Annotated in this window: 18 protein-coding genes; all 18 read left to right on the top strand. The window is 63.4% G+C overall.

The window, feature by feature from the left end; genetic code table 11:
• Positions 1-80: 80 nt before the first annotated feature.
• The 18 genes from rpoC (at position 81) to rplP (ending at position 17,116) form a co-directional block, all read left to right on the top strand.
• Positions 81-4,316: a DNA-directed RNA polymerase subunit beta' gene (gene rpoC, locus FOA17_RS04115; protein ID WP_149140209.1), complete on the top strand. Its 4,236-nt coding sequence runs from the start codon at positions 81-83 to the stop codon at positions 4,314-4,316.
• Positions 4,317-4,445: 129 nt separating this feature from the next.
• A complete protein-coding gene (locus FOA17_RS04120) occupies positions 4,446-5,267 on the top strand; it encodes a glycosyltransferase (protein ID WP_149140210.1) in 822 nt (273 codons plus the stop codon).
• Positions 5,268-5,270: 3 nt separating this feature from the next.
• A complete protein-coding gene (locus FOA17_RS04125) occupies positions 5,271-6,101 on the top strand; it encodes a glycosyltransferase (protein WP_149140211.1) in 831 nt (276 codons plus the stop codon).
• Positions 6,091-6,969 carry a DMT family transporter gene (locus tag FOA17_RS04130; protein WP_149140212.1) on the top strand — a complete coding sequence of 293 codons (879 nt, stop codon included), beginning with the start codon at positions 6,091-6,093 and terminating at the stop codon, positions 6,967-6,969. The genes FOA17_RS04125 and FOA17_RS04130 overlap by 11 nt, the downstream gene beginning before the upstream one ends.
• Before the next feature lie 252 nt (positions 6,970-7,221).
• Complete coding sequence (rpsL, locus tag FOA17_RS04135) at positions 7,222-7,593, top strand: 30S ribosomal protein S12 (RefSeq protein ID WP_091303734.1); 372 nt, start codon at positions 7,222-7,224, stop codon at positions 7,591-7,593.
• 11 nt (positions 7,594-7,604) lie between these two features.
• Positions 7,605-8,075 (top strand): 30S ribosomal protein S7, encoded by a 471-nt coding sequence (gene rpsG, locus FOA17_RS04140; protein WP_054303068.1) that lies wholly within the window; start codon positions 7,605-7,607, stop codon positions 8,073-8,075.
• A gap of 12 nt (positions 8,076-8,087) precedes the next feature.
• A complete protein-coding gene (gene fusA, locus FOA17_RS04145; RefSeq protein ID WP_149140213.1) occupies positions 8,088-10,205 on the top strand; it encodes an elongation factor G in 2,118 nt (705 codons plus the stop codon).
• An 83-nt stretch (positions 10,206-10,288) separates the two neighbouring features.
• Positions 10,289-11,464 carry an elongation factor Tu gene (gene tuf, locus FOA17_RS04150; RefSeq protein ID WP_149140199.1) on the top strand — a complete coding sequence of 392 codons (1,176 nt, stop codon included), beginning with the start codon at positions 10,289-10,291 and terminating at the stop codon, positions 11,462-11,464.
• A 147-nt stretch (positions 11,465-11,611) separates the two neighbouring features.
• Positions 11,612-12,145: a hypothetical protein gene (locus FOA17_RS04155; protein WP_149140214.1), complete on the top strand. Its 534-nt coding sequence runs from the start codon at positions 11,612-11,614 to the stop codon at positions 12,143-12,145.
• Between the two features lie 203 nt (positions 12,146-12,348).
• A complete protein-coding gene (gene rpsJ, locus FOA17_RS04160; RefSeq protein WP_054301625.1) occupies positions 12,349-12,654 on the top strand; it encodes a 30S ribosomal protein S10 in 306 nt (101 codons plus the stop codon).
• A gap of 15 nt (positions 12,655-12,669) precedes the next feature.
• Positions 12,670-13,386 carry a 50S ribosomal protein L3 gene (gene rplC, locus FOA17_RS04165; RefSeq protein ID WP_149140215.1) on the top strand — a complete coding sequence of 239 codons (717 nt, stop codon included), beginning with the start codon at positions 12,670-12,672 and terminating at the stop codon, positions 13,384-13,386.
• Positions 13,383-14,003 carry a 50S ribosomal protein L4 gene (gene rplD, locus FOA17_RS04170; protein ID WP_149140216.1) on the top strand — a complete coding sequence of 207 codons (621 nt, stop codon included), beginning with the start codon at positions 13,383-13,385 and terminating at the stop codon, positions 14,001-14,003. The genes rplC and rplD overlap by 4 nt, the downstream gene beginning before the upstream one ends.
• Complete coding sequence (locus FOA17_RS04175) at positions 14,000-14,299, top strand: 50S ribosomal protein L23 (RefSeq protein ID WP_149140217.1); 300 nt, start codon at positions 14,000-14,002, stop codon at positions 14,297-14,299. Before rplD ends, FOA17_RS04175 begins: the two co-directional genes overlap by 4 nt.
• A gap of 173 nt (positions 14,300-14,472) precedes the next feature.
• Entirely contained in the window at positions 14,473-15,312 is an 840-nt protein-coding gene (gene rplB, locus FOA17_RS04180; RefSeq protein ID WP_054301621.1) for a 50S ribosomal protein L2, read from the top strand.
• 3 nt (positions 15,313-15,315) lie between these two features.
• The gene (gene rpsS, locus FOA17_RS04185; protein ID WP_149140218.1) at positions 15,316-15,594 is read left to right on the top strand and encodes a 30S ribosomal protein S19; all 279 of its coding nucleotides are present in this window, start codon (positions 15,316-15,318) and stop codon (positions 15,592-15,594) included.
• A 3-nt stretch (positions 15,595-15,597) separates the two neighbouring features.
• Positions 15,598-15,978, top strand: a complete 381-nt coding sequence (rplV, locus tag FOA17_RS04190) for a 50S ribosomal protein L22 (protein WP_149140219.1) — start codon at positions 15,598-15,600, stop codon at positions 15,976-15,978.
• On the top strand, positions 15,978-16,688 hold the full coding sequence (rpsC, locus tag FOA17_RS04195; RefSeq protein WP_149140220.1) for a 30S ribosomal protein S3: 711 nt from the start codon (positions 15,978-15,980) through the stop codon (positions 16,686-16,688). Before rplV ends, rpsC begins: the two co-directional genes overlap by 1 nt.
• A gap of 14 nt (positions 16,689-16,702) precedes the next feature.
• Positions 16,703-17,116 (top strand): 50S ribosomal protein L16, encoded by a 414-nt coding sequence (rplP, locus tag FOA17_RS04200; protein ID WP_149140221.1) that lies wholly within the window; start codon positions 16,703-16,705, stop codon positions 17,114-17,116.
• Positions 17,117-17,332: the final 216 nt, after the last annotated feature.

Genomic DNA, 17,332 nt, shown 5'->3' on the forward strand with positions numbered 1-17,332 from the left:
GAAAACCCGGGATCGCAATTCTTCGTCGAAGAATTGCGGTCTCCCCGCTTCGCCCCCCGCGCCCTTTCAAGGATTTGAAAATGAACCAGGAACTCAGCACCAACCCGTTCAACCCGGTGGCGCCCGCCAAGACCTTTGACGAGATCAAGATCTCTCTCGCTTCGCCTGAGCGGATCCTGTCTTGGTCCTATGGCGAGATCAAGAAGCCGGAAACCATCAACTACCGCACGTTCAAGCCGGAGCGTGACGGTCTGTTCTGCGCGCGTATCTTTGGCCCGATCAAGGATTACGAATGCCTGTGCGGCAAATACAAGCGCATGAAATATCGCGGCGTCGTCTGCGAGAAATGCGGCGTCGAAGTCACGCTCCAGAAGGTGCGGCGCGAGCGGATGGGCCATATCGAACTGGCCGCCCCCGTTGCCCATATCTGGTTCCTGAAATCGCTGCCCAGCCGGATCGGCCTCATGCTCGACATGACGCTGCGCGATCTGGAGCGGATCCTCTATTTTGAAAACTATGTCGTCATCGAGCCGGGTCTGACCGACCTGACCTATGGCCAGCTGATGACCGAGGAAGAGTTCCTCGACGCGCAGGACCAGTATGGCGCCGACGCCTTCACCGCCAATATCGGCGCCGAGGCGATCCGTGACATGCTGTCGGCGATCGACCTGGAGCAGACCGCCGAGACGCTGCGCGAGGAGCTGAAGGAAGCCACGGGCGAGCTGAAGCCGAAGAAGATCATCAAGCGGCTGAAGATCGTGGAAAGCTTCCTCGAATCGAACAACCGCCCGGAATGGATGATCCTGACCGTGCTGCCGGTGATTCCGCCGGAACTGCGTCCGCTGGTGCCGCTGGACGGGGGCCGCTTTGCGACCTCTGACCTGAACGACCTGTATCGTCGCGTCATCAATCGGAACAACCGCCTGAAGCGGCTGATCGAACTGCGTGCGCCTGATATCATCGTGCGCAACGAAAAGCGCATGCTGCAAGAGGCGGTGGACGCGCTGTTCGATAACGGCCGCCGTGGCCGCGTGATCACGGGCACCAACAAGCGCCCGCTGAAATCGCTGTCCGACATGCTCAAGGGCAAGCAGGGCCGGTTCCGTCAGAACCTGCTCGGCAAACGGGTGGACTTCTCGGGTCGTTCGGTCATCGTGACCGGGCCGGAGCTGAAGCTGCATCAATGCGGCCTGCCCAAGAAGATGGCGCTCGAACTGTTCAAGCCCTTCATCTATTCGCGGCTGGAGGCCAAGGGCCTGTCCTCGACCGTGAAACAGGCGAAGAAGCTGGTCGAAAAAGAGCGTCCCGAGGTCTGGGATATCCTGGATGAGGTGATCCGCGAACATCCGGTGCTGCTGAACCGCGCGCCGACGCTGCACCGTCTGGGCATCCAGGCGTTTGAACCGATCCTGATCGAGGGCAAGGCGATCCAGCTTCACCCGCTGGTCTGCTCGGCCTTCAACGCCGACTTTGACGGTGACCAGATGGCGGTCCACGTCCCCCTCTCGCTGGAAGCCCAGCTTGAGGCGCGCGTTCTGATGATGTCCACGAACAACGTGCTGTCGCCCGCCAACGGCGCGCCGATCATCGTGCCGTCGCAGGACATGGTGCTGGGTCTTTACTACGTCACCATGGAACGCAAGGGCATGGTCGGCGAAGGCAAGATCTTCCGCGACATCGAGGAAGTCGAACACGCGCTGGCCGGTGGCGCCGTGCATCTGCACGCCAAGATCACCGCGCGTCTGCGTCAGGTCGATGACGAAGGCAACATCGTCTGGAAGCGCTATGAGACGACCCCCGGCCGCCTGCGGCTGGGCAACCTGCTGCCGCTGAACGCCAAGGCGCCCTTCGAGCTGGTCAACCGCCTGCTCCGCAAGAAGGACGTGCAGACCGTCATCGACACCGTCTACCGCTATTGCGGCCAGAAAGAGTCGGTCATCTTCTGCGATCAGATCATGGGTCTGGGATTCCGCGAGGCCTTCCGCGCCGGGATTTCCTTCGGCAAGGACGACATGGTGATCCCCGACAACAAGTGGGAGATCGTCAATGAGGTGAAGGATCAGGTTGCCGGCTTCGAGCAGCAATATCTGGATGGTCTGATCACCCAGGGCGAGAAGTACAACAAGGTCGTGGACGCCTGGTCGAAGTGCAACGACAAGGTGACCGAGGCCATGATGGCCACCATCTCGGCGTCGAAATACGAAGAGAACGGCGCCGAGAAAGAGCCGAACTCGGTCTATATGATGGCCCACTCCGGTGCCCGGGGTTCGGTCACGCAGATGAAGCAGCTGGGCGCGATGCGCGGCCTGATGGCCAAGCCGAACGGCGAGATCATCGAGACGCCGATCATCTCGAACTTCAAGGAAGGTCTGACCGTTCTTGAATACTTCAACTCGACCCACGGCGCCCGGAAGGGTCTGTCGGATACCGCGCTGAAGACGGCGAACTCGGGCTACCTGACCCGCCGTCTGGTGGACGTGGCGCAGGACTGCATCGTGCGTCTGCACGATTGCGGCACCGAGCGTGCGATCAATGCCGAGGCCGCGGTCAATGACGGTGAGGTCGTCGCCTCGCTGTCCGAGCGCGTGCTGGGCCGTGTCGCGGCCGATGACATCTTGGTGCCCGGCACCGAGGAGGTCATCGTCAAGGCAGGCGAGCTGATCGACGAGCGCAAGGCCGATGCCATCGCCACCCATGGCGTGCAGCATTGCCGCATCCGCAGCCCGCTGACCTGCGACGCCGAGGAAGGCGTCTGCGCGATGTGCTATGGCCGTGACCTGGCCCGTGGCACGCTGGTCAATATCGGCGAGGCGGTCGGCATCATCGCCGCCCAGTCCATCGGCGAACCGGGCACCCAGCTGACGATGCGGACCTTCCACATCGGCGGCGTGGCGCAGGGCGGCCAGCAGTCGTTCCTTGAAGCCTCGCAAGAGGGCAAGATCGAGTTCCGCAACGGCAACACTCTGACGAATGACCGCGGCGAACAGATCGTGATGGGCCGCAACATGTCCATCGCCATCATCGACGAGAGTGGCGGCGAGCGCGCGGTTCACAAGCTGGGCTACGGCTCCAAGCTGCACATCAAGGAAGGCGCGCAGGTCAAGCGCGGCACCAAGCTGTTCGAATGGGATCCCTATACCCTGCCGATCATCGCCGAAAAGGCCGGTGTGGCAAAGTTCGTGGACCTCATCTCGGGCATCTCGGTGCGCGACGATACCGACGACGCGACCGGGATGACGCAGAAGATCGTGTCGGACTGGCGGTCGGCGCCCAAGGGCAGCGATCTCAAGCCCGAGATCATCATCGTCAACCCCGCCACGGGCGAGCCGATGCGCAACGATCAGGGCAACCCGATCACCTATCCGATGTCGGTCGATGCCATTCTGTCGATCGAGGACGGGCAGGAACTGAAGGCCGGTGACGTGGTGGCGCGGATCCCGCGCGAAGGCGCCAAGACCAAGGACATCACCGGGGGTCTGCCCCGCGTGGCGGAACTGTTCGAGGCCCGTCGTCCGAAGGATCACGCGATCATCGCCGAAAACGATGGCTATGTGCGCTTTGGCAAGGACTACAAGTCCAAGCGCCGCATCACCATCGAGCCGGTGGACGAGACCTTGCAGCCGATGGAATACATGATCCCCAAGGGGAAACATATTCCGGTGCAGGAAGGCGATTTCGTCCAGAAGGGCGACTACATCATGGACGGCAACCCCGCGCCGCATGACATCCTGCGCATCATGGGTGTCGAGGCGCTGGCCAACTACATGATCGACGAAGTGCAGGACGTCTATCGCCTGCAAGGCGTGAAGATCAACGACAAGCACATCGAAGTGATCGTGCGCCAGATGCTCCAGAAATACGAGATTCTGGACTCGGGCGAGACGACGCTTCTGAAAGGTGAGCATGTTGACAAGGCCGAGCTGGACGAGGTGAACGAGAAGGCGCGCGCCCATGGTCTGCGTGAGGCGCATGCCGAGCCGATCCTGCTGGGCATCACCAAGGCGTCGTTGCAAACCCGCAGCTTCATCTCGGCGGCGTCCTTCCAGGAAACCACCCGCGTGCTGACCGAGGCTTCGGTTCAGGGCAAGCGCGACAAGCTGGTCGGCCTGAAGGAAAACGTCATCGTGGGTCGTCTGATCCCGGCCGGCACCGGCGGTGCCACCAGCCGTGTGAAGAAGATCGCGCATGAGCGCGACCATGCCGTCATCGAAGAGCGTCGCAGCGAGGCCTCGGCCGTGCTGACCGCGCCCTCCTTCGACGTGATGGAGAATGACAGCGACAGCGGTCTGGTCGATACGGTCGAAAGCCGCGATTGATCGGTTCTGAAAGATCGAAAGCCCCCGCCCCCGTGGCGGGGGCTTTTGCTTGTGCGGTTTGTGCAGCGCGCCGGTTTGACAGGGCCGGGCTTCGCGGCCATCCTCGCGCCATAGTGCAGGGAGCAGGACGTGGCAGCGGTCAAGGACGGCATTCGCCCGCAGATCATCGGATTGATGCGGTTTTCCTATCCGTCGATCGGCGGCTTTGCCCAGGAGGCGCCGGATATCGCGGCGCTCGAGGCGCGGCTCTATGATCCCGCCCGGCTGGAGCGCCGGTTCCAACTGTTCGAAAAGCTGGCCATGACGGCGCTTCTGGCGCAGTCGGATGGCGATTTCCGCATGGTTTTTCTGATCGGCCGCAGCCTGCCGGCGCCATGGCGCGACCGGCTGAATGATGCGATTGCGCCCTTGAAGGGCGCGCGTGTCGCGGCGCTGGCGCCGATGCAGCATTACCTTGCGATCCGCAAGGCCTTTGCCCTGGCGACGTCGGAGGCGGCCAGCCATGTCACCGGCTTTCGGCTGGACGATGACGATGCGCTGGATATCGACCATATCGCCCGGATGCGCCGCGTGGTCGCGGCGCTGCTGCCGGTGGTGGGGCAGGAGGTGCCGCTGGTGACCGGCTGCAATCGCGGCTTCTTTCTGGAGCGCAAGGCGGGCGGCAACGAGATCTATGAGGTGGTGGAAAAGACCCCCATCGGGCTGGGCCTGGCCATGACCACGCCGCGCGGGGTCAGCGAGAACATCTTTCGCCGCAATCACCGATTTTGCGGCCAGTTCTACAATACCTTCACCGATGCGGAGGCGCCGGCCTTCATCCGCACGGTCCATGCCGATAATGACAGCGACCCCCATGCCTCGGGCCGGATCGAGAAAAGCCGTTGGGAGGAGGTGGCGCCGCAACTGGAGGCGCATTTCCCCTTTACTGCCGATTTTCTGCGGGGGTTCTAGGCGATGACCGTGCAGGTGATGGGCCTGTGCCGGTTTTCGGTGCCAAGCCTCGGCGCCTTTCAGTCGATGCCCGAGGAGATCGGCGCGCGCCGCGCGGCGCTGTATGATCCGCGGCGGCTGGCGCGGCGGCTGGCCTGGTTTGAACATGTGGCGCTGCCGGGCCTCGCGCTGCAAACCGACCCGGATTTCACGCTGGTCCTGCTGATCGGCGCGGATCTGCCCGAGCCGTGGCAGGGACGGTTGCGGCGTCTGGTCGCGGACCTGCCGCAGATCCGGGTCGTGGCGACCGCGCCCGGCGAACATCGCGCGATCTGTGCGGCGGCGATGCGACCGCTTGTCGATCCGGCGGCGCAGATCGTCGCGCAGTTCCGGCTCGACGATGACGATGCGATCAGCCGCAATTTCGTGCAACGCATCCGCCGCGATCTGGCGTTGGCAGAGCGGGTGCAGGGCCGGCATGGCGCGCTGGCGCTGGATTATGCCAAGGGGTTCCTGATCCGCGACGAAGGCGGGCGCTTGACGGCCGCGCCGGTGCTGGCGCAGAACTGGGCGCCGGGGCTGGTGCTGGCCCTGCCGCGCGACGGCGGGCGTTTCGTGCTGGATTACCCGCATCACCAGATCTGGAAACGCATGCCGGTTCTGTCGCTGGTGGACCAGATCATGTTCGTGCGCGGCGCGCATGACGGCAATGACAGCCGTATCCTGCGGGTCGAACGCGGATTTCGGGTGCCGCAAGAGGAGATTCCGCGCCTGCTGGCCGAGCGGTTTGCCATCGACCTCGATGGTTTTGCCGCCGCCCTTGCCGCGGCAGAAGAGGGGCGTGATGGGCGCTGACACCTTGCGGGCGGTGGCGCTGATGAATGTCGCCATGCTGGCCTTCACGATCAACGACACCTGCATGAAGCTGGTGACGCAGAGCCTGCCGCTCTATCAGGCGATCGTGTTGCGCGGGGTGACCAGCACGCTGACGCTGTGGCTGGTGGCGCGGGCAAAGGGGGTGCGGGTGCTGGATCTCGCGCCGCGCGACCGGCGGATCGTCGCGATGCGCACCCTGGCCGAGGTCGCCGCGACCGTCACCTTTCTGACCGCGCTGACCCAGATGCCGCTTGCTACCCTCTCGGCGATCATGCAGTCGCTGCCGCTGGCGGTGACACTGGGCGCGGCGCTGGTCTTTGGCGACCGCATCGGCTGGCGCCGGACCATGGCCATCCTGCTGGGCTTCGTCGGGGTCTTGTTGATCGTGCAGCCGGGCACGGCGGGGTTCGACCGCTGGTCGGTGCTGGGCCTTCTGTCGGTCGCGGCGGTGGTGGTGCGCGATCTGGCGACGCGCGGGCTTGATCCGCGGGTGCCTTCGGTGGCGGTCGCGGTCTGGGCAGGGGGCGCTGTCACCGTGCTGGGGCTGGTCGGCATGGCCTTCACCGGCTGGGCGCCCGTCGGACCGGCCGAGGCGCTGCTCATCCTTTGCGCCAGCGCCGCGCTGATCGTGGGATACCTGACTATCGTCATGGCGATGCGTGGCGGCGACATGGCCACCGTGGCGCCCTTCCGCTATATGGCGCTCTTGTGGGCGCTGCTGCTGGGCTGGTCGATCTTTGGCACCTGGCCCGACCGGCTGACCTGGATCGGGGCGGCGATCGTGGTGCTGGCGGGGCTGTTCACCCTGCTGCGCGAGGGCCGTTTGCGCCGCCGTGGCGCCAGTTGACAACCCCGGCGACTCCCCCTATACGCCGCCTACCTCGATCTGCGCCCGGCGCAGGGCGGGGTATTCGTATGGATGTGGACAAGATCCGGGCCCCGGCCTCGATCCTCTGAAATTCCACCGCGTCGGCCCCAGGCAAGGGGCGCGTGCGGTTTTCGTGTTTTGCGGACGCGCAGGGCACATCTTGAAGAAATGCCCCCGGAAACGCCGTTGACGAGCGGTGATTGAACGGGTTGCAAGATAGAGGCTAGTTTAATGCCGACGATCCAACAGCTGATCCGCAAGCCGCGGGAAGCACGGAAGACGCGGTCCAAGTCGCAGCACTTGGAGTCCTGCCCCCAGAAGCGCGGCGTGTGTACCCGCGTGTACACCACGACCCCGAAAAAGCCGAACTCCGCTATGCGGAAGGTCGCCAAGGTGCGCCTGACCAACGGTTTCGAGGTCATCAGCTACATTCCCGGCGAAAAGCACAACCTTCAGGAGCACTCGGTGGTTCTGATCCGTGGCGGCCGCGTGAAAGACCTTCCCGGTGTGCGTTACCACATCCTGCGCGGCGTTCTGGATACCCAGGGCGTCAAAGACCGTCGTCAGCGTCGTTCGAAATACGGCGCGAAGCGTCCGAAGTGAGGAACTGAGAGATGTCCCGTCGTCACGCCGCCGAAAAGCGCGAAATCCTGCCCGACGCCAAATATGGCGATCGCGTGCTGAGCAAGTTCATGAACAACCTGATGATCGACGGCAAGAAATCCGTCGCCGAATCGATCGTCTATGGCGCGCTGGAGCGCATGGAAAAGCGCCTCAAGCGCGAGCCGGTTCAGGCTTTCCATGAAGCCCTGGACAACGTCAAGCCGGCCGTCGAGGTCCGTTCCCGCCGTGTGGGCGGTGCGACCTATCAGGTTCCGGTCGAAGTGCGCACCGAGCGCCGCGAAGCCCTGGCGATCCGCTGGGTCATCACCGCGGCCCGCAAGCGCAACGAAAACACCATGGAAGAACGTCTGGCCGCCGAACTGGCTGACGCGGTGAACAACCGCGGCACCGCCGTGAAAAAGCGCGAAGACACCCACAAGATGGCCGACGCGAACAAAGCGTTCAGCCATTACCGCTGGTAAGGGGTCGCCATCATGGCACGCGAATATCCGCTGAACCTCTACCGCAACTTCGGGATCATGGCGCATATCGACGCGGGTAAAACCACGACGACCGAGCGCATCCTGTATTACACCGGCAAGTCCCACAAGATCGGCGAAGTCCATGACGGCGCCGCGACGATGGACTGGATGGAGCAGGAGCAAGAGCGCGGGATCACCATCACCTCGGCTGCGACCACCACTTTCTGGGAACGCACCGAAGATGGCTCCACCCCGCTGAGCCCGAAGCACCGCTTCAACATCATCGACACCCCCGGCCACGTGGACTTCACCATCGAGGTGGAACGTTCGCTGGCCGTTCTGGACGGTGCGGTCTGTCTGCTCGACGCCAATGCCGGCGTGGAGCCGCAAACCGAAACCGTGTGGCGTCAGGCTGACCGCTACAAGGTGCCGCGCATCGTGTTCGTCAACAAGATGGACAAGATCGGTGCCGACTTCTTCAAGTGCGTCCACATGATCAAGGACCGCACCGGCGCGACCCCCGCCCCGATCGCTCTGCCGATCGGCGCCGAGGACAAGCTGGAAGGCATCATCGACCTCGTGACGATGCAGGAATGGGTCTACCAAGGCGAAGACCTGGGCGCGTCCTGGGTCATCCAGGATATCCGTGACAGCCTCAAGGCGGAAGCCGAGGAATGGCGCGGCAAGCTGGTCGAACTGGCGGTCGAGCAAGACGACGACGCCATGGAAGCCTACCTGGAAGGCAACGAGCCCGATGTGGAAACGCTGCGCAAGCTGATCCGCAAGGGCACGCTGGCAATGGCCTTCGTGCCGGTCACCGCCGGTTCGGCGTTCAAGAACAAGGGCGTGCAGCCGGTTCTGAACTCGGTCATCGACTATCTGCCCTCGCCGCTGGACGTGCCCGCCTATATGGGCTTCAAACCGGGCGACGAAAGCGAAACCCGCGACATCGCCCGTTCGGCCGATGACGCGCAGCCCTATGCCGCGCTGGCGTTCAAGATCATGAACGACCCCTTCGTCGGCTCGCTGACCTTCACGCGCATCTATTCCGGCGTCCTCAAGAAGGGCGACCAGATGCTGAACGCGACCAAGGGCAAGCGCGAGCGCGTGGGCCGCATGATGATGATGCACGCCATCAACCGCGAGGAAATCGAAGAAGCCTTCGCGGGCGACATCATCGCGCTGGCCGGTCTGAAAGAGACCACCACCGGGGATACCCTGTGTGACCCGAACAACCCGGTTGTTCTGGAAACCATGACCTTCCCGGAGCCGGTGATCGAGATCGCGGTGGAGCCGAAGTCGAAAGCCGACCAGGAGAAGATGGGCCTCGCCCTCGCGCGTCTGGCCGCCGAAGACCCGTCCTTCCGCGTCGAGACCAACTTCGAATCCGGCCAGACCATCATGAAGGGCATGGGCGAACTTCACCTCGACATCCTCGTGGACCGCATGCGTCGCGAGTTCAAGGTCGAGGCGAATATCGGTGCCCCGCAGGTGGCCTATCGCGAGACCATCTCGCAGGCGCATGAAATCGACTATACGCACAAGAAACAGACCGGTGGTACCGGCCAGTTCGCGCGCGTGAAGCTCCAGATCACCCCGACCGAGCCGGGCGAAGGCTATTCGTTCGAATCGAAGATCGTGGGTGGTGCGGTGCCGAAGGAATATATCCCCGGCGTCGAAAAGGGCATCAAGTCGGTCATGGATTCGGGCCCGCTGGCCGGCTTCCCGGTCATCGACTTCAAGGTCGCGCTGGTGGACGGTGCGTTCCACGACGTCGACTCGTCGGTTCTGGCCTTTGAAATCGCCTCGCGTGCCGCCATGCGCGAAGGTCTGAAAAAGGCCGGCGCGAAACTGCTGGAGCCCATCATGAAAGTCGAAGTGGTGACGCCGGAAGAATATACCGGTTCCATCATCGGCGACCTGACCTCGCGTCGGGGCATGGTGCAGGGGCAGGACACCCGCGGCAATGCCAACGTGATCAACGCGATGGTGCCGCTGGCAAACATGTTCGGCTACATCAACAACCTGCGCTCCATGTCGTCGGGCCGCGCGGTGTTCACCATGATCTTCGATCATTATGACGCCGTCCCCGAGAACATCTCGCAGGAAATCCAGAAGAAATACGCCTGATCGGTGCGGCGGGGGCAACCCCGCCCTACCACCCTGTAGGCCGGGCTTGCCCGGCGCATCTGAACCAATGAGGAGTTTGCCAAATGGCAAAGGCAAAGTTTGAACGGAACAAACCGCACGTCAACATTGGCACGATCGGCCACGTTGACCACGGGAAGACGACGCTGACGGCGGCGATCACGAAGTATTTCGGCGAATTCCGCGCCTATGACCAGATCGACGGCGCGCCGGAAGAGCGTGCTCGTGGCATCACGATCTCGACCGCCCACGTGGAATACGAGTCGGAATCGCGCCACTATGCGCATGTCGACTGCCCCGGCCACGCGGACTATGTGAAGAACATGATCACGGGTGCCGCGCAGATGGACGGCGCGATCCTGGTGGTTTCGGCCGCTGACGGCCCGATGCCGCAAACCCGCGAGCACATCCTGCTGGGTCGCCAGGTGGGCATCCCCTACATGGTGGTGTTCATGAACAAGGTGGACCAGGTCGATGACCCGGAGCTGCTGGAACTCGTGGAAATGGAAATCCGCGAACTGCTGTCGTCCTACGACTACCCGGGCGATGACATTCCGATCATCAAGGGCTCGGCCCTGGCGGCGATGAACGGCACCGACAAGGAAATCGGCGAGGACGCGATCCGCGCGCTGATCGCGGCGGTGGACGAATACATCCCGACCCCGGCGCGCGCCGTGGATCAGCCCTTCCTGATGCCGGTCGAGGACGTGTTCTCGATCTCGGGTCGTGGCACCGTGGCGACCGGCCGTATCGAGCGCGGCGTGGTGAAGGTTGGTGAAGAACTGGAAATCGTCGGCATCCGTCCGTCGAAGAAAACCGTCTGCACCGGCGTCGAGATGTTCCGCAAGCTGCTGGATCAGGGCGAAGCGGGCGACAACGTGGGTCTGCTGCTGCGTGGCGTGGACCGTGACGGGATCGAGCGCGGCCAGGTGCTGTGCAAGCCCGGCTCGGTGAAGCCGCACACGAAGTTCGAGGCCGAGGCCTATATCCTGACCAAGGAAGAAGGCGGCCGTCACACCCCGTTCTTCGCGAACTACCGTCCGCAGTTCTACTTCCGCACGACCGACGTGACCGGGACCGTTGAGCTGCCGGAAGGCACCGAGATGGTGATGCCGGGCGACAACCTGAAGTTCAACGTGTCGCTGATCGCGCCGATCGCGATGGAAGAGAAGCTGCGCTTCGCCATCCGCGAAGGCGGCCGCACCGTCGGCGCCGGCGTCGTGTCGAAGATCATCGAGTGATGATGTTCAGGTGACCCGCAAGGTCATCGGACAGAAAGGCCGCCCCCCCCCCGGGGGCGGCCTTTTCCATTCCCCCCCCGCGCAACAGCCGATCCTTCGACGAAGGATCGGGGGGGGGGGGCGGGGTGACATAATCTGGCCGCAGTGATGGGCGAAATCGGCGCTCTGGTTCTGGGGCCTTGCGTCATGCGTCTTCTTGGTATCGTCTGGTTTACATTCGTTTATGCGCTGTCTGGCGCCGCGGGCATCTTTCTCGGTTATCACTTGATGGGCGACGGACCGGGCTTCTTTCTGCGCTCTGATCCCGCGCAACTGCTCGTCGTTGACGTGCAAAAGATCGGGCGGGAAGGTGACGAGCCGCTCTATCGGCCAACATTTGCACTGGCCGACGCCCCGCCACCGCGCGTCGAATATGTCGGCCAGGTATGGCTCAAGGGCAACCCGCCGAGGCAGGGGGAGATCCTGCCCGGGCGCTATGATCCGACCACCGGCGAGATGCGCAGCCGCGTGCGTATCGGCATGACGCTGTGGCTGGGATTGCTGTTACAGCCCTTGGGCGCTGCATTGCTGATAGAGGCGGTGATGATCGCGCACGGGTTCCCGGTGCGGGAATTGCCGCTGCGGCTGAGCGGCCGCAGGCGCGGGCCGGTGCGCCTGCTCGATATAGTGGACGATCTTTAGGCCGTCCGCGCGCCTGAAATCGCACGATCCGCGATTCCCCCCTTGCTTTACGGGCGCAGGCGGTCTAAACGCCCCCTCGATGTGAACGGGTCGGCCTTTCGGGGCCGACTCGTTTCTTTCATCCCTATGCAAGAAACCTACGGAAGAGGGGTTTGGGGGCGGTGCGCCGGCCCGAAGCTTCCCGCCGAGCCCAAGGGGCACATATGTCTCAGACCATCCGCATCAGGCTCAAAGCCTTCGATTACCGCGTCCTGGATGCCTCGACGCAGGAAATCGTGAACACGGCCAAGCGGACCGGCGCGCAAGTGCGCGGCCCGATCCCGCTGCCGAACAAGATCGAGAAATTCACGGTTCTCCGTGGTCCGCACATCGACAAGAAGTCGCGCGACCAGTGGGAAATCCGCACGCATAAGCGTCTTCTCGACATCGTCGATCCGACCCCCCAGACCGTGGACGCGCTGATGAAGCTCGACCTCGCCGCTGGCGTGGATGTCGAGATCAAAGTGTAAGGGGAGGCGAAACCGATGCGTTCTGGTGTTATCGCCAAGAAGCTGGGCATGACCCGGCTGTTCCTCGAAGACGGCAAGCAGGTTCCTGTGACCGTCCTCCAGCTCGACGCCCTTCAGGTCGTCGCGCAACGCACCGCCGACAAGGATGGCTACACCGCCGTCCAGCTGGGCGCGGGCAATGCCAAGGCCAAGAACACGACCGCCGCGCAGCGTGGCCATTTCGCGAAAGCGAATGTGGCGCCGAAGCGCAAAGTGGCCGAGTTCCGCGTTTCGGCGGAAAACCTGATTGATGTGGGCGCGGAAATCACCGCCGACCACTATCTCGCGGGTCAGTTCGTTGACATCGCCGGCACCTCGATCGGTAAAGGCTTTGCCGGTGCGATGAAGCGTCACAACTTCGGCGGTCTGCGGGCCTCGCACGGTGTGTCGATCTCGCACCGTTCGCATGGTTCGACCGGCCAGTGCCAGGACCCCGGCAAGGTGTTCAAGGGCAAGAAGATGGCGGGTCATCTGGGTGCCGTTCGCGTCACCACGCAGAACCTGCAAGTCGTGAAGACCGATGCCGATCGCGGCCTCATCCTGGTGAAGGGCGCCGTGCCCGGTTCCAAGGGTGGCTGGGTCACCATCAAGGATGCGGTGAAGAAAGCGGCTCCGGCCGGTCTGCCGCTGCCGGCTGCCGTGCGTTCGGCCGCTCCGGCTGCTGAAGCCGCCGTCGAAGGGGGTGAAGCATGAAACTTGATGTGATCAAGCTGGACGGCGGCAAGGCCGGTTCCATCGACTTGGACGAAGCGCTGTTCGGCCTCGAGCCGCGCGCCGACATCCTGCACCGTGTGGTGCGCTGGCAGCGCGCGAAAGCGCAAGCCGGCACGCATTCGGTTCTGGGCAAGTCGGAAGTCTCCTACTCGACCAAGAAGATCTATCGCCAGAAAGGCACCGGCGGCGCCCGCCACGGTTCCAAGAAGGCCCCGATCTTCCGTCACGGTGGCGTCTACAAGGGCCCGACCCCGCGGTCGCACGCCCATGACCTGCCGAAGAAGTTCCGCGCGCTCGGTCTGCGTCATGCGCTCTCGGCGAAAGCCAAGGCGGGTGAACTGATCATCGTCGATACGCTGGCCCTGGCGGAAGCCAAGACCGCGCAGCTGGCGAAGGCCGCGAAGGAACTGGGCTGGAAGCGCGTTCTGATCATCGACGGCGCCGAAGTGAACGAAAACTTCGCCAAGGCTGCCCGTAACATCGAGACCATTGATGTGCTGCCGTCGATGGGCGCCAACGTCTATGACATCCTGCGCCGTGACCAACTGGTCATCACCAAGGCCGGGATCGAAGCTCTGGAGGCTCGTCTGAAATGACCGCCAAGCCCGAACATTACGACCTGATCAAGAAGCCGATCATCACCGAGAAATCGACCCTTGCGGCCGAAACCTCGAATGCGGCGACCTTCCTCGTGGCGATGGACGCGACCAAACCCCAGATCAAGGAAGCCGTCGAGGCGGTCTTTGGTGTGAAGGTGAAGGCCGTGAACACCGTCATCGCGAAGGGCAAGGTCAAGCGCTTCCGCGGCCGTCCCGGCGAGCGGAGCGACAAGAAGAAAGCCTATGTGATCCTCGAAGAGGGGAACACTATCGACGTGGCTTCGGGCCTCTGATAGAAGGCCCCACGAATCGCGCGGCCCCGGGATAACCGGGGCCGCGGGTTTTTTGCGGAATCACGGTTCCGCAGCTCACCGGGGATCTTCGGAGCCCTTCAACCGCGCGAAGGCGACCCGACATCCGCAAGGGTAGGGGGGCGTTATGCGCAAGCAGACGGAAGACAGAAAGCATGGCACTCAAGTCGTATAAACCGACGACGCCTGGCCAGCGTGGGCTGGTTCTGATCGACCGTTCGGAGCTGTTCAAAGGCCGTCCGGTCAAAGCCCTCACCGAGGGTCTGACCAAGACGGGTGGCCGTAACAACACCGGACGCGTCACGATGTGGCACAAGGGTGGTGGCGCGAAGCGTCTCTACCGCGTCGTTGACTTCAAGCGTCGCAAGTTCGACGTTCCGGCGGTCGTCGAGCGGATCGAATACGATCCGAACCGCACCGCCTTCATCGCTCTCGTGAAATACAACGATGGCGAACTGGCTTACATCCTGGCGCCGCAGCGTCTGGCCGTGGGTGACACCGTTGTCGCCGGCGCCAAGACCGACGTGAAGCCGGGCAATGCGATGCCCTTCTCGGGCATGCCGATCGGCACGATCGTCCACAACGTCGAACTGAAGCCCGGCAAGGGCGGCCAGCTGGCCCGCGCCGCCGGCACCTATGCCCAGTTCGTCGGCCGTGACGGTGGCTATGCCCAGATCCGCCTGTCCTCGGGCGAACTGCGCATGGTGCGTCAGGAATGCATGGCGACCGTTGGTGCCGTGTCGAACCCCGACAACTCGAACCAGAACTTCGGTAAAGCCGGTCGTATGCGCCACAAGGGCGTGCGTCCGACGGTCCGCGGCGTCGCGATGAACCCGATCGACCACCCGCATGGTGGTGGTGAAGGCCGGACCTCGGGCGGCCGTCACCCGGTCACCCCGTGGGGCAAGGGCACCAAGGGCAACCGCACCCGTTCGAACAAGCAGACCGACAAGTATATTGTCCGGTCGCGCCACGCCAAGAAGAAGGGGCGCTGATCCATGGCACGTTCTATCTGGAAAGGCCCCTTCGTCGATGCCTATCTGCTGAAGAAAGCAGAAAAGGCGCGCGAGTCGGGCAAATCGGAAGTGATCAAGATCTGGTCGCGTCGTTCGACCATCCTGCCGCATTTCGTGGGTCTGACCTTCGCCGTCTACAACGGCAAGAAGCACATCCCGGTTGCTGTGACCGAAGAAATGATCGGCCAGAAGTTCGGTGAATATTCGCCGACCCGGACCTATTACGGTCACGCCGCCGACAAGAAAGCCAAGAGGAAGTAAGCCATGGGTAAGGAAAAGAATCCGCGCCGCGTGGCGGACAATGAAGCGCTGGCGAAAGCCCGCATGCTTCGCACCTCGCCGCAGAAGCTGAACCTCGTCGCCGGCCTGATCCGCGGCAAGAAGGTGGACAAGGCGATTGCCGATCTGACCTTCTCCAAGAAGCGGATCGCGCAAGACGTGCTGAAGTGCCTGCAATCGGCCATCGCCAATGCCGAAAACAACCACGGTCTCGACGTTGACGAGCTGGTGGTTGCGGAAGCCTGGTGCGGCAAGAACCTGGTGATGAAGCGCGGCCGTCCGCGTGCCCGTGGCCGGTTCGGCAAGATCATGAAGCCGTTCTCGGAAATCACCATCAAGGTGCGTCAGCAAGGGGAGACTGCGTAATGGGTCAGAAGGTCAACCCCATCGGGATGCGTCTCCAGGTCAACCGCACCTGGGACAGCCGCTGGTTCGCCGACTCGAAGGACTATGGCAACCTGCTGCTCGAGGATCTGAAGATCCGCGAGTTCGTGCATGAAGAATGCAAGCAGGCCGGCGTGTCCAAGGTGATCATCGAGCGTCCGCACAAGAAGTGCCGTGTGACCATTCACACCGCGCGTCCGGGCGTGATCATCGGCAAGAAAGGCGCGGATATCGAGGGCCTTCGCAAGAAGCTCGCGAAATTCACCGCGTCGGAACTGCACCTGAACATCGTCGAAGTGCGCAAGCCCGAGCTTGACGCCCAGCTGGTGGCCGAGTCGATCGCCCAGCAGATGGAGCGCCGCGTGTCCTTCCGTCGCGCCATGAAGCGCGGCGTGCAGAACGCGATGCGTCTGGGCGCCCTGGGCATCCGTGTCAACGTTTCGGGCCGTCTCGGCGGCGCCGAGATCGCCCGGACCGAGTGGTATCGCGAAGGCCGTGTGCCGCTGCACACGCTCCGCGCCGACATCGACTATGCGCTGTCGGAAGCCAAGACCCCCTACGGGATCATCGGCGTGAAAGTGTGGGTCTTCAAAGGCGAGATCCTCGAGCACGATCCGCAAGCGCATGACCGTCGTCTGTCGGAGGAGACCCCGTCTCCGCGTCCGCAGCGCCGCGAGCGCGAGCGCGCGTAAGGGAGTAGAAAAAGATGCTGCAACCGAAACGGACGAAGTTCCGCAAACAGCACAAGGGCCGGATCCACGGCGAAGCCAAGGGCGGTTTCGCCCTGAACTTCGGCTCGTTCGCCCTGAAGGCCACCGAGCCGGAGCGCGTCACCGCGCGCCAGATCGAGGCCGCGCGCCGTGCGATCACCCGCCACATGAAACGTCAGGGCCGGGTCTGGATCCGGATTTTCCCGGATGTTCCGGTTTCGTCGAAACCCACCGAAGTCCGTATGGGTAAAGGTAAGGGTTCGGTCGATTACTGGGCGTGCAAGGTGAAGCCGGGCCGCATCATGTTCGAGATCGACGGCGTGGGCGAGACGATCGCCCGTGAAGCGCTGCGCCTCGGCGCGATGAAACTGCCGGTCACCACCCGCATCGTGGCCCGCGAAGACTGGTAAGGTTTACGGGCTTGCCCGAGACCGGAACCCCCGCCCGACAGGGCGGGGGTTTTGCTTTGCGCGCTCGGCGGGGCAGGGGGGCGGCAACGGGGGCAGAATCTGCTTGCCTTTCCGGGCCACCCCCCGTAAACGGGCGCATCTGCGGCTCCGGGGCGACTCGGATTCGTCGGTATATCATTGATCCGCCAGATCATCGGTCACCCTGAACCCAGGGGC

This window comes from Gemmobacter caeruleus, assembly GCF_008271655.1.
In the GTDB taxonomy this organism is placed as follows: Bacteria; Pseudomonadota; Alphaproteobacteria; order Rhodobacterales; family Rhodobacteraceae; genus Gemmobacter; species Gemmobacter caeruleus.

Excerpts from the sequence above, each read along its gene's own strand:
- rpoC (WP_149140209.1), top strand. The coding sequence starts at position 81 with ATGAACCAGGAACTCAGCACCAACCCGTTCAACCCGGTGGCGCCCGCC.
- FOA17_RS04125 (WP_149140211.1), top strand. The coding sequence starts at position 5,271 with ATGACCGTGCAGGTGATGGGCCTGTGCCGGTTTTCGGTGCCAAGCCTC.
- FOA17_RS04130 (WP_149140212.1), top strand. The coding sequence starts at position 6,091 with ATGGGCGCTGACACCTTGCGGGCGGTGGCGCTGATGAATGTCGCCATG.
- rpsL (WP_091303734.1), top strand. The coding sequence starts at position 7,222 with ATGCCGACGATCCAACAGCTGATCCGCAAGCCGCGGGAAGCACGGAAG.
- rpsG (WP_054303068.1), top strand. The coding sequence starts at position 7,605 with ATGTCCCGTCGTCACGCCGCCGAAAAGCGCGAAATCCTGCCCGACGCC.
- fusA (WP_149140213.1), top strand. The coding sequence starts at position 8,088 with ATGGCACGCGAATATCCGCTGAACCTCTACCGCAACTTCGGGATCATG.
- tuf (WP_149140199.1), top strand. The coding sequence starts at position 10,289 with ATGGCAAAGGCAAAGTTTGAACGGAACAAACCGCACGTCAACATTGGC.
- FOA17_RS04155 (WP_149140214.1), top strand. The coding sequence starts at position 11,612 with ATGGGCGAAATCGGCGCTCTGGTTCTGGGGCCTTGCGTCATGCGTCTT.
- rpsJ (WP_054301625.1), top strand. The coding sequence starts at position 12,349 with ATGTCTCAGACCATCCGCATCAGGCTCAAAGCCTTCGATTACCGCGTC.
- rplC (WP_149140215.1), top strand. The coding sequence starts at position 12,670 with ATGCGTTCTGGTGTTATCGCCAAGAAGCTGGGCATGACCCGGCTGTTC.
- rplD (WP_149140216.1), top strand. The coding sequence starts at position 13,383 with ATGAAACTTGATGTGATCAAGCTGGACGGCGGCAAGGCCGGTTCCATC.
- FOA17_RS04175 (WP_149140217.1), top strand. The coding sequence starts at position 14,000 with ATGACCGCCAAGCCCGAACATTACGACCTGATCAAGAAGCCGATCATC.
- rplB (WP_054301621.1), top strand. The coding sequence starts at position 14,473 with ATGGCACTCAAGTCGTATAAACCGACGACGCCTGGCCAGCGTGGGCTG.
- rpsS (WP_149140218.1), top strand. The coding sequence starts at position 15,316 with ATGGCACGTTCTATCTGGAAAGGCCCCTTCGTCGATGCCTATCTGCTG.
- rplV (WP_149140219.1), top strand. The coding sequence starts at position 15,598 with ATGGGTAAGGAAAAGAATCCGCGCCGCGTGGCGGACAATGAAGCGCTG.
- rpsC (WP_149140220.1), top strand. The coding sequence starts at position 15,978 with ATGGGTCAGAAGGTCAACCCCATCGGGATGCGTCTCCAGGTCAACCGC.
- rplP (WP_149140221.1), top strand. The coding sequence starts at position 16,703 with ATGCTGCAACCGAAACGGACGAAGTTCCGCAAACAGCACAAGGGCCGG.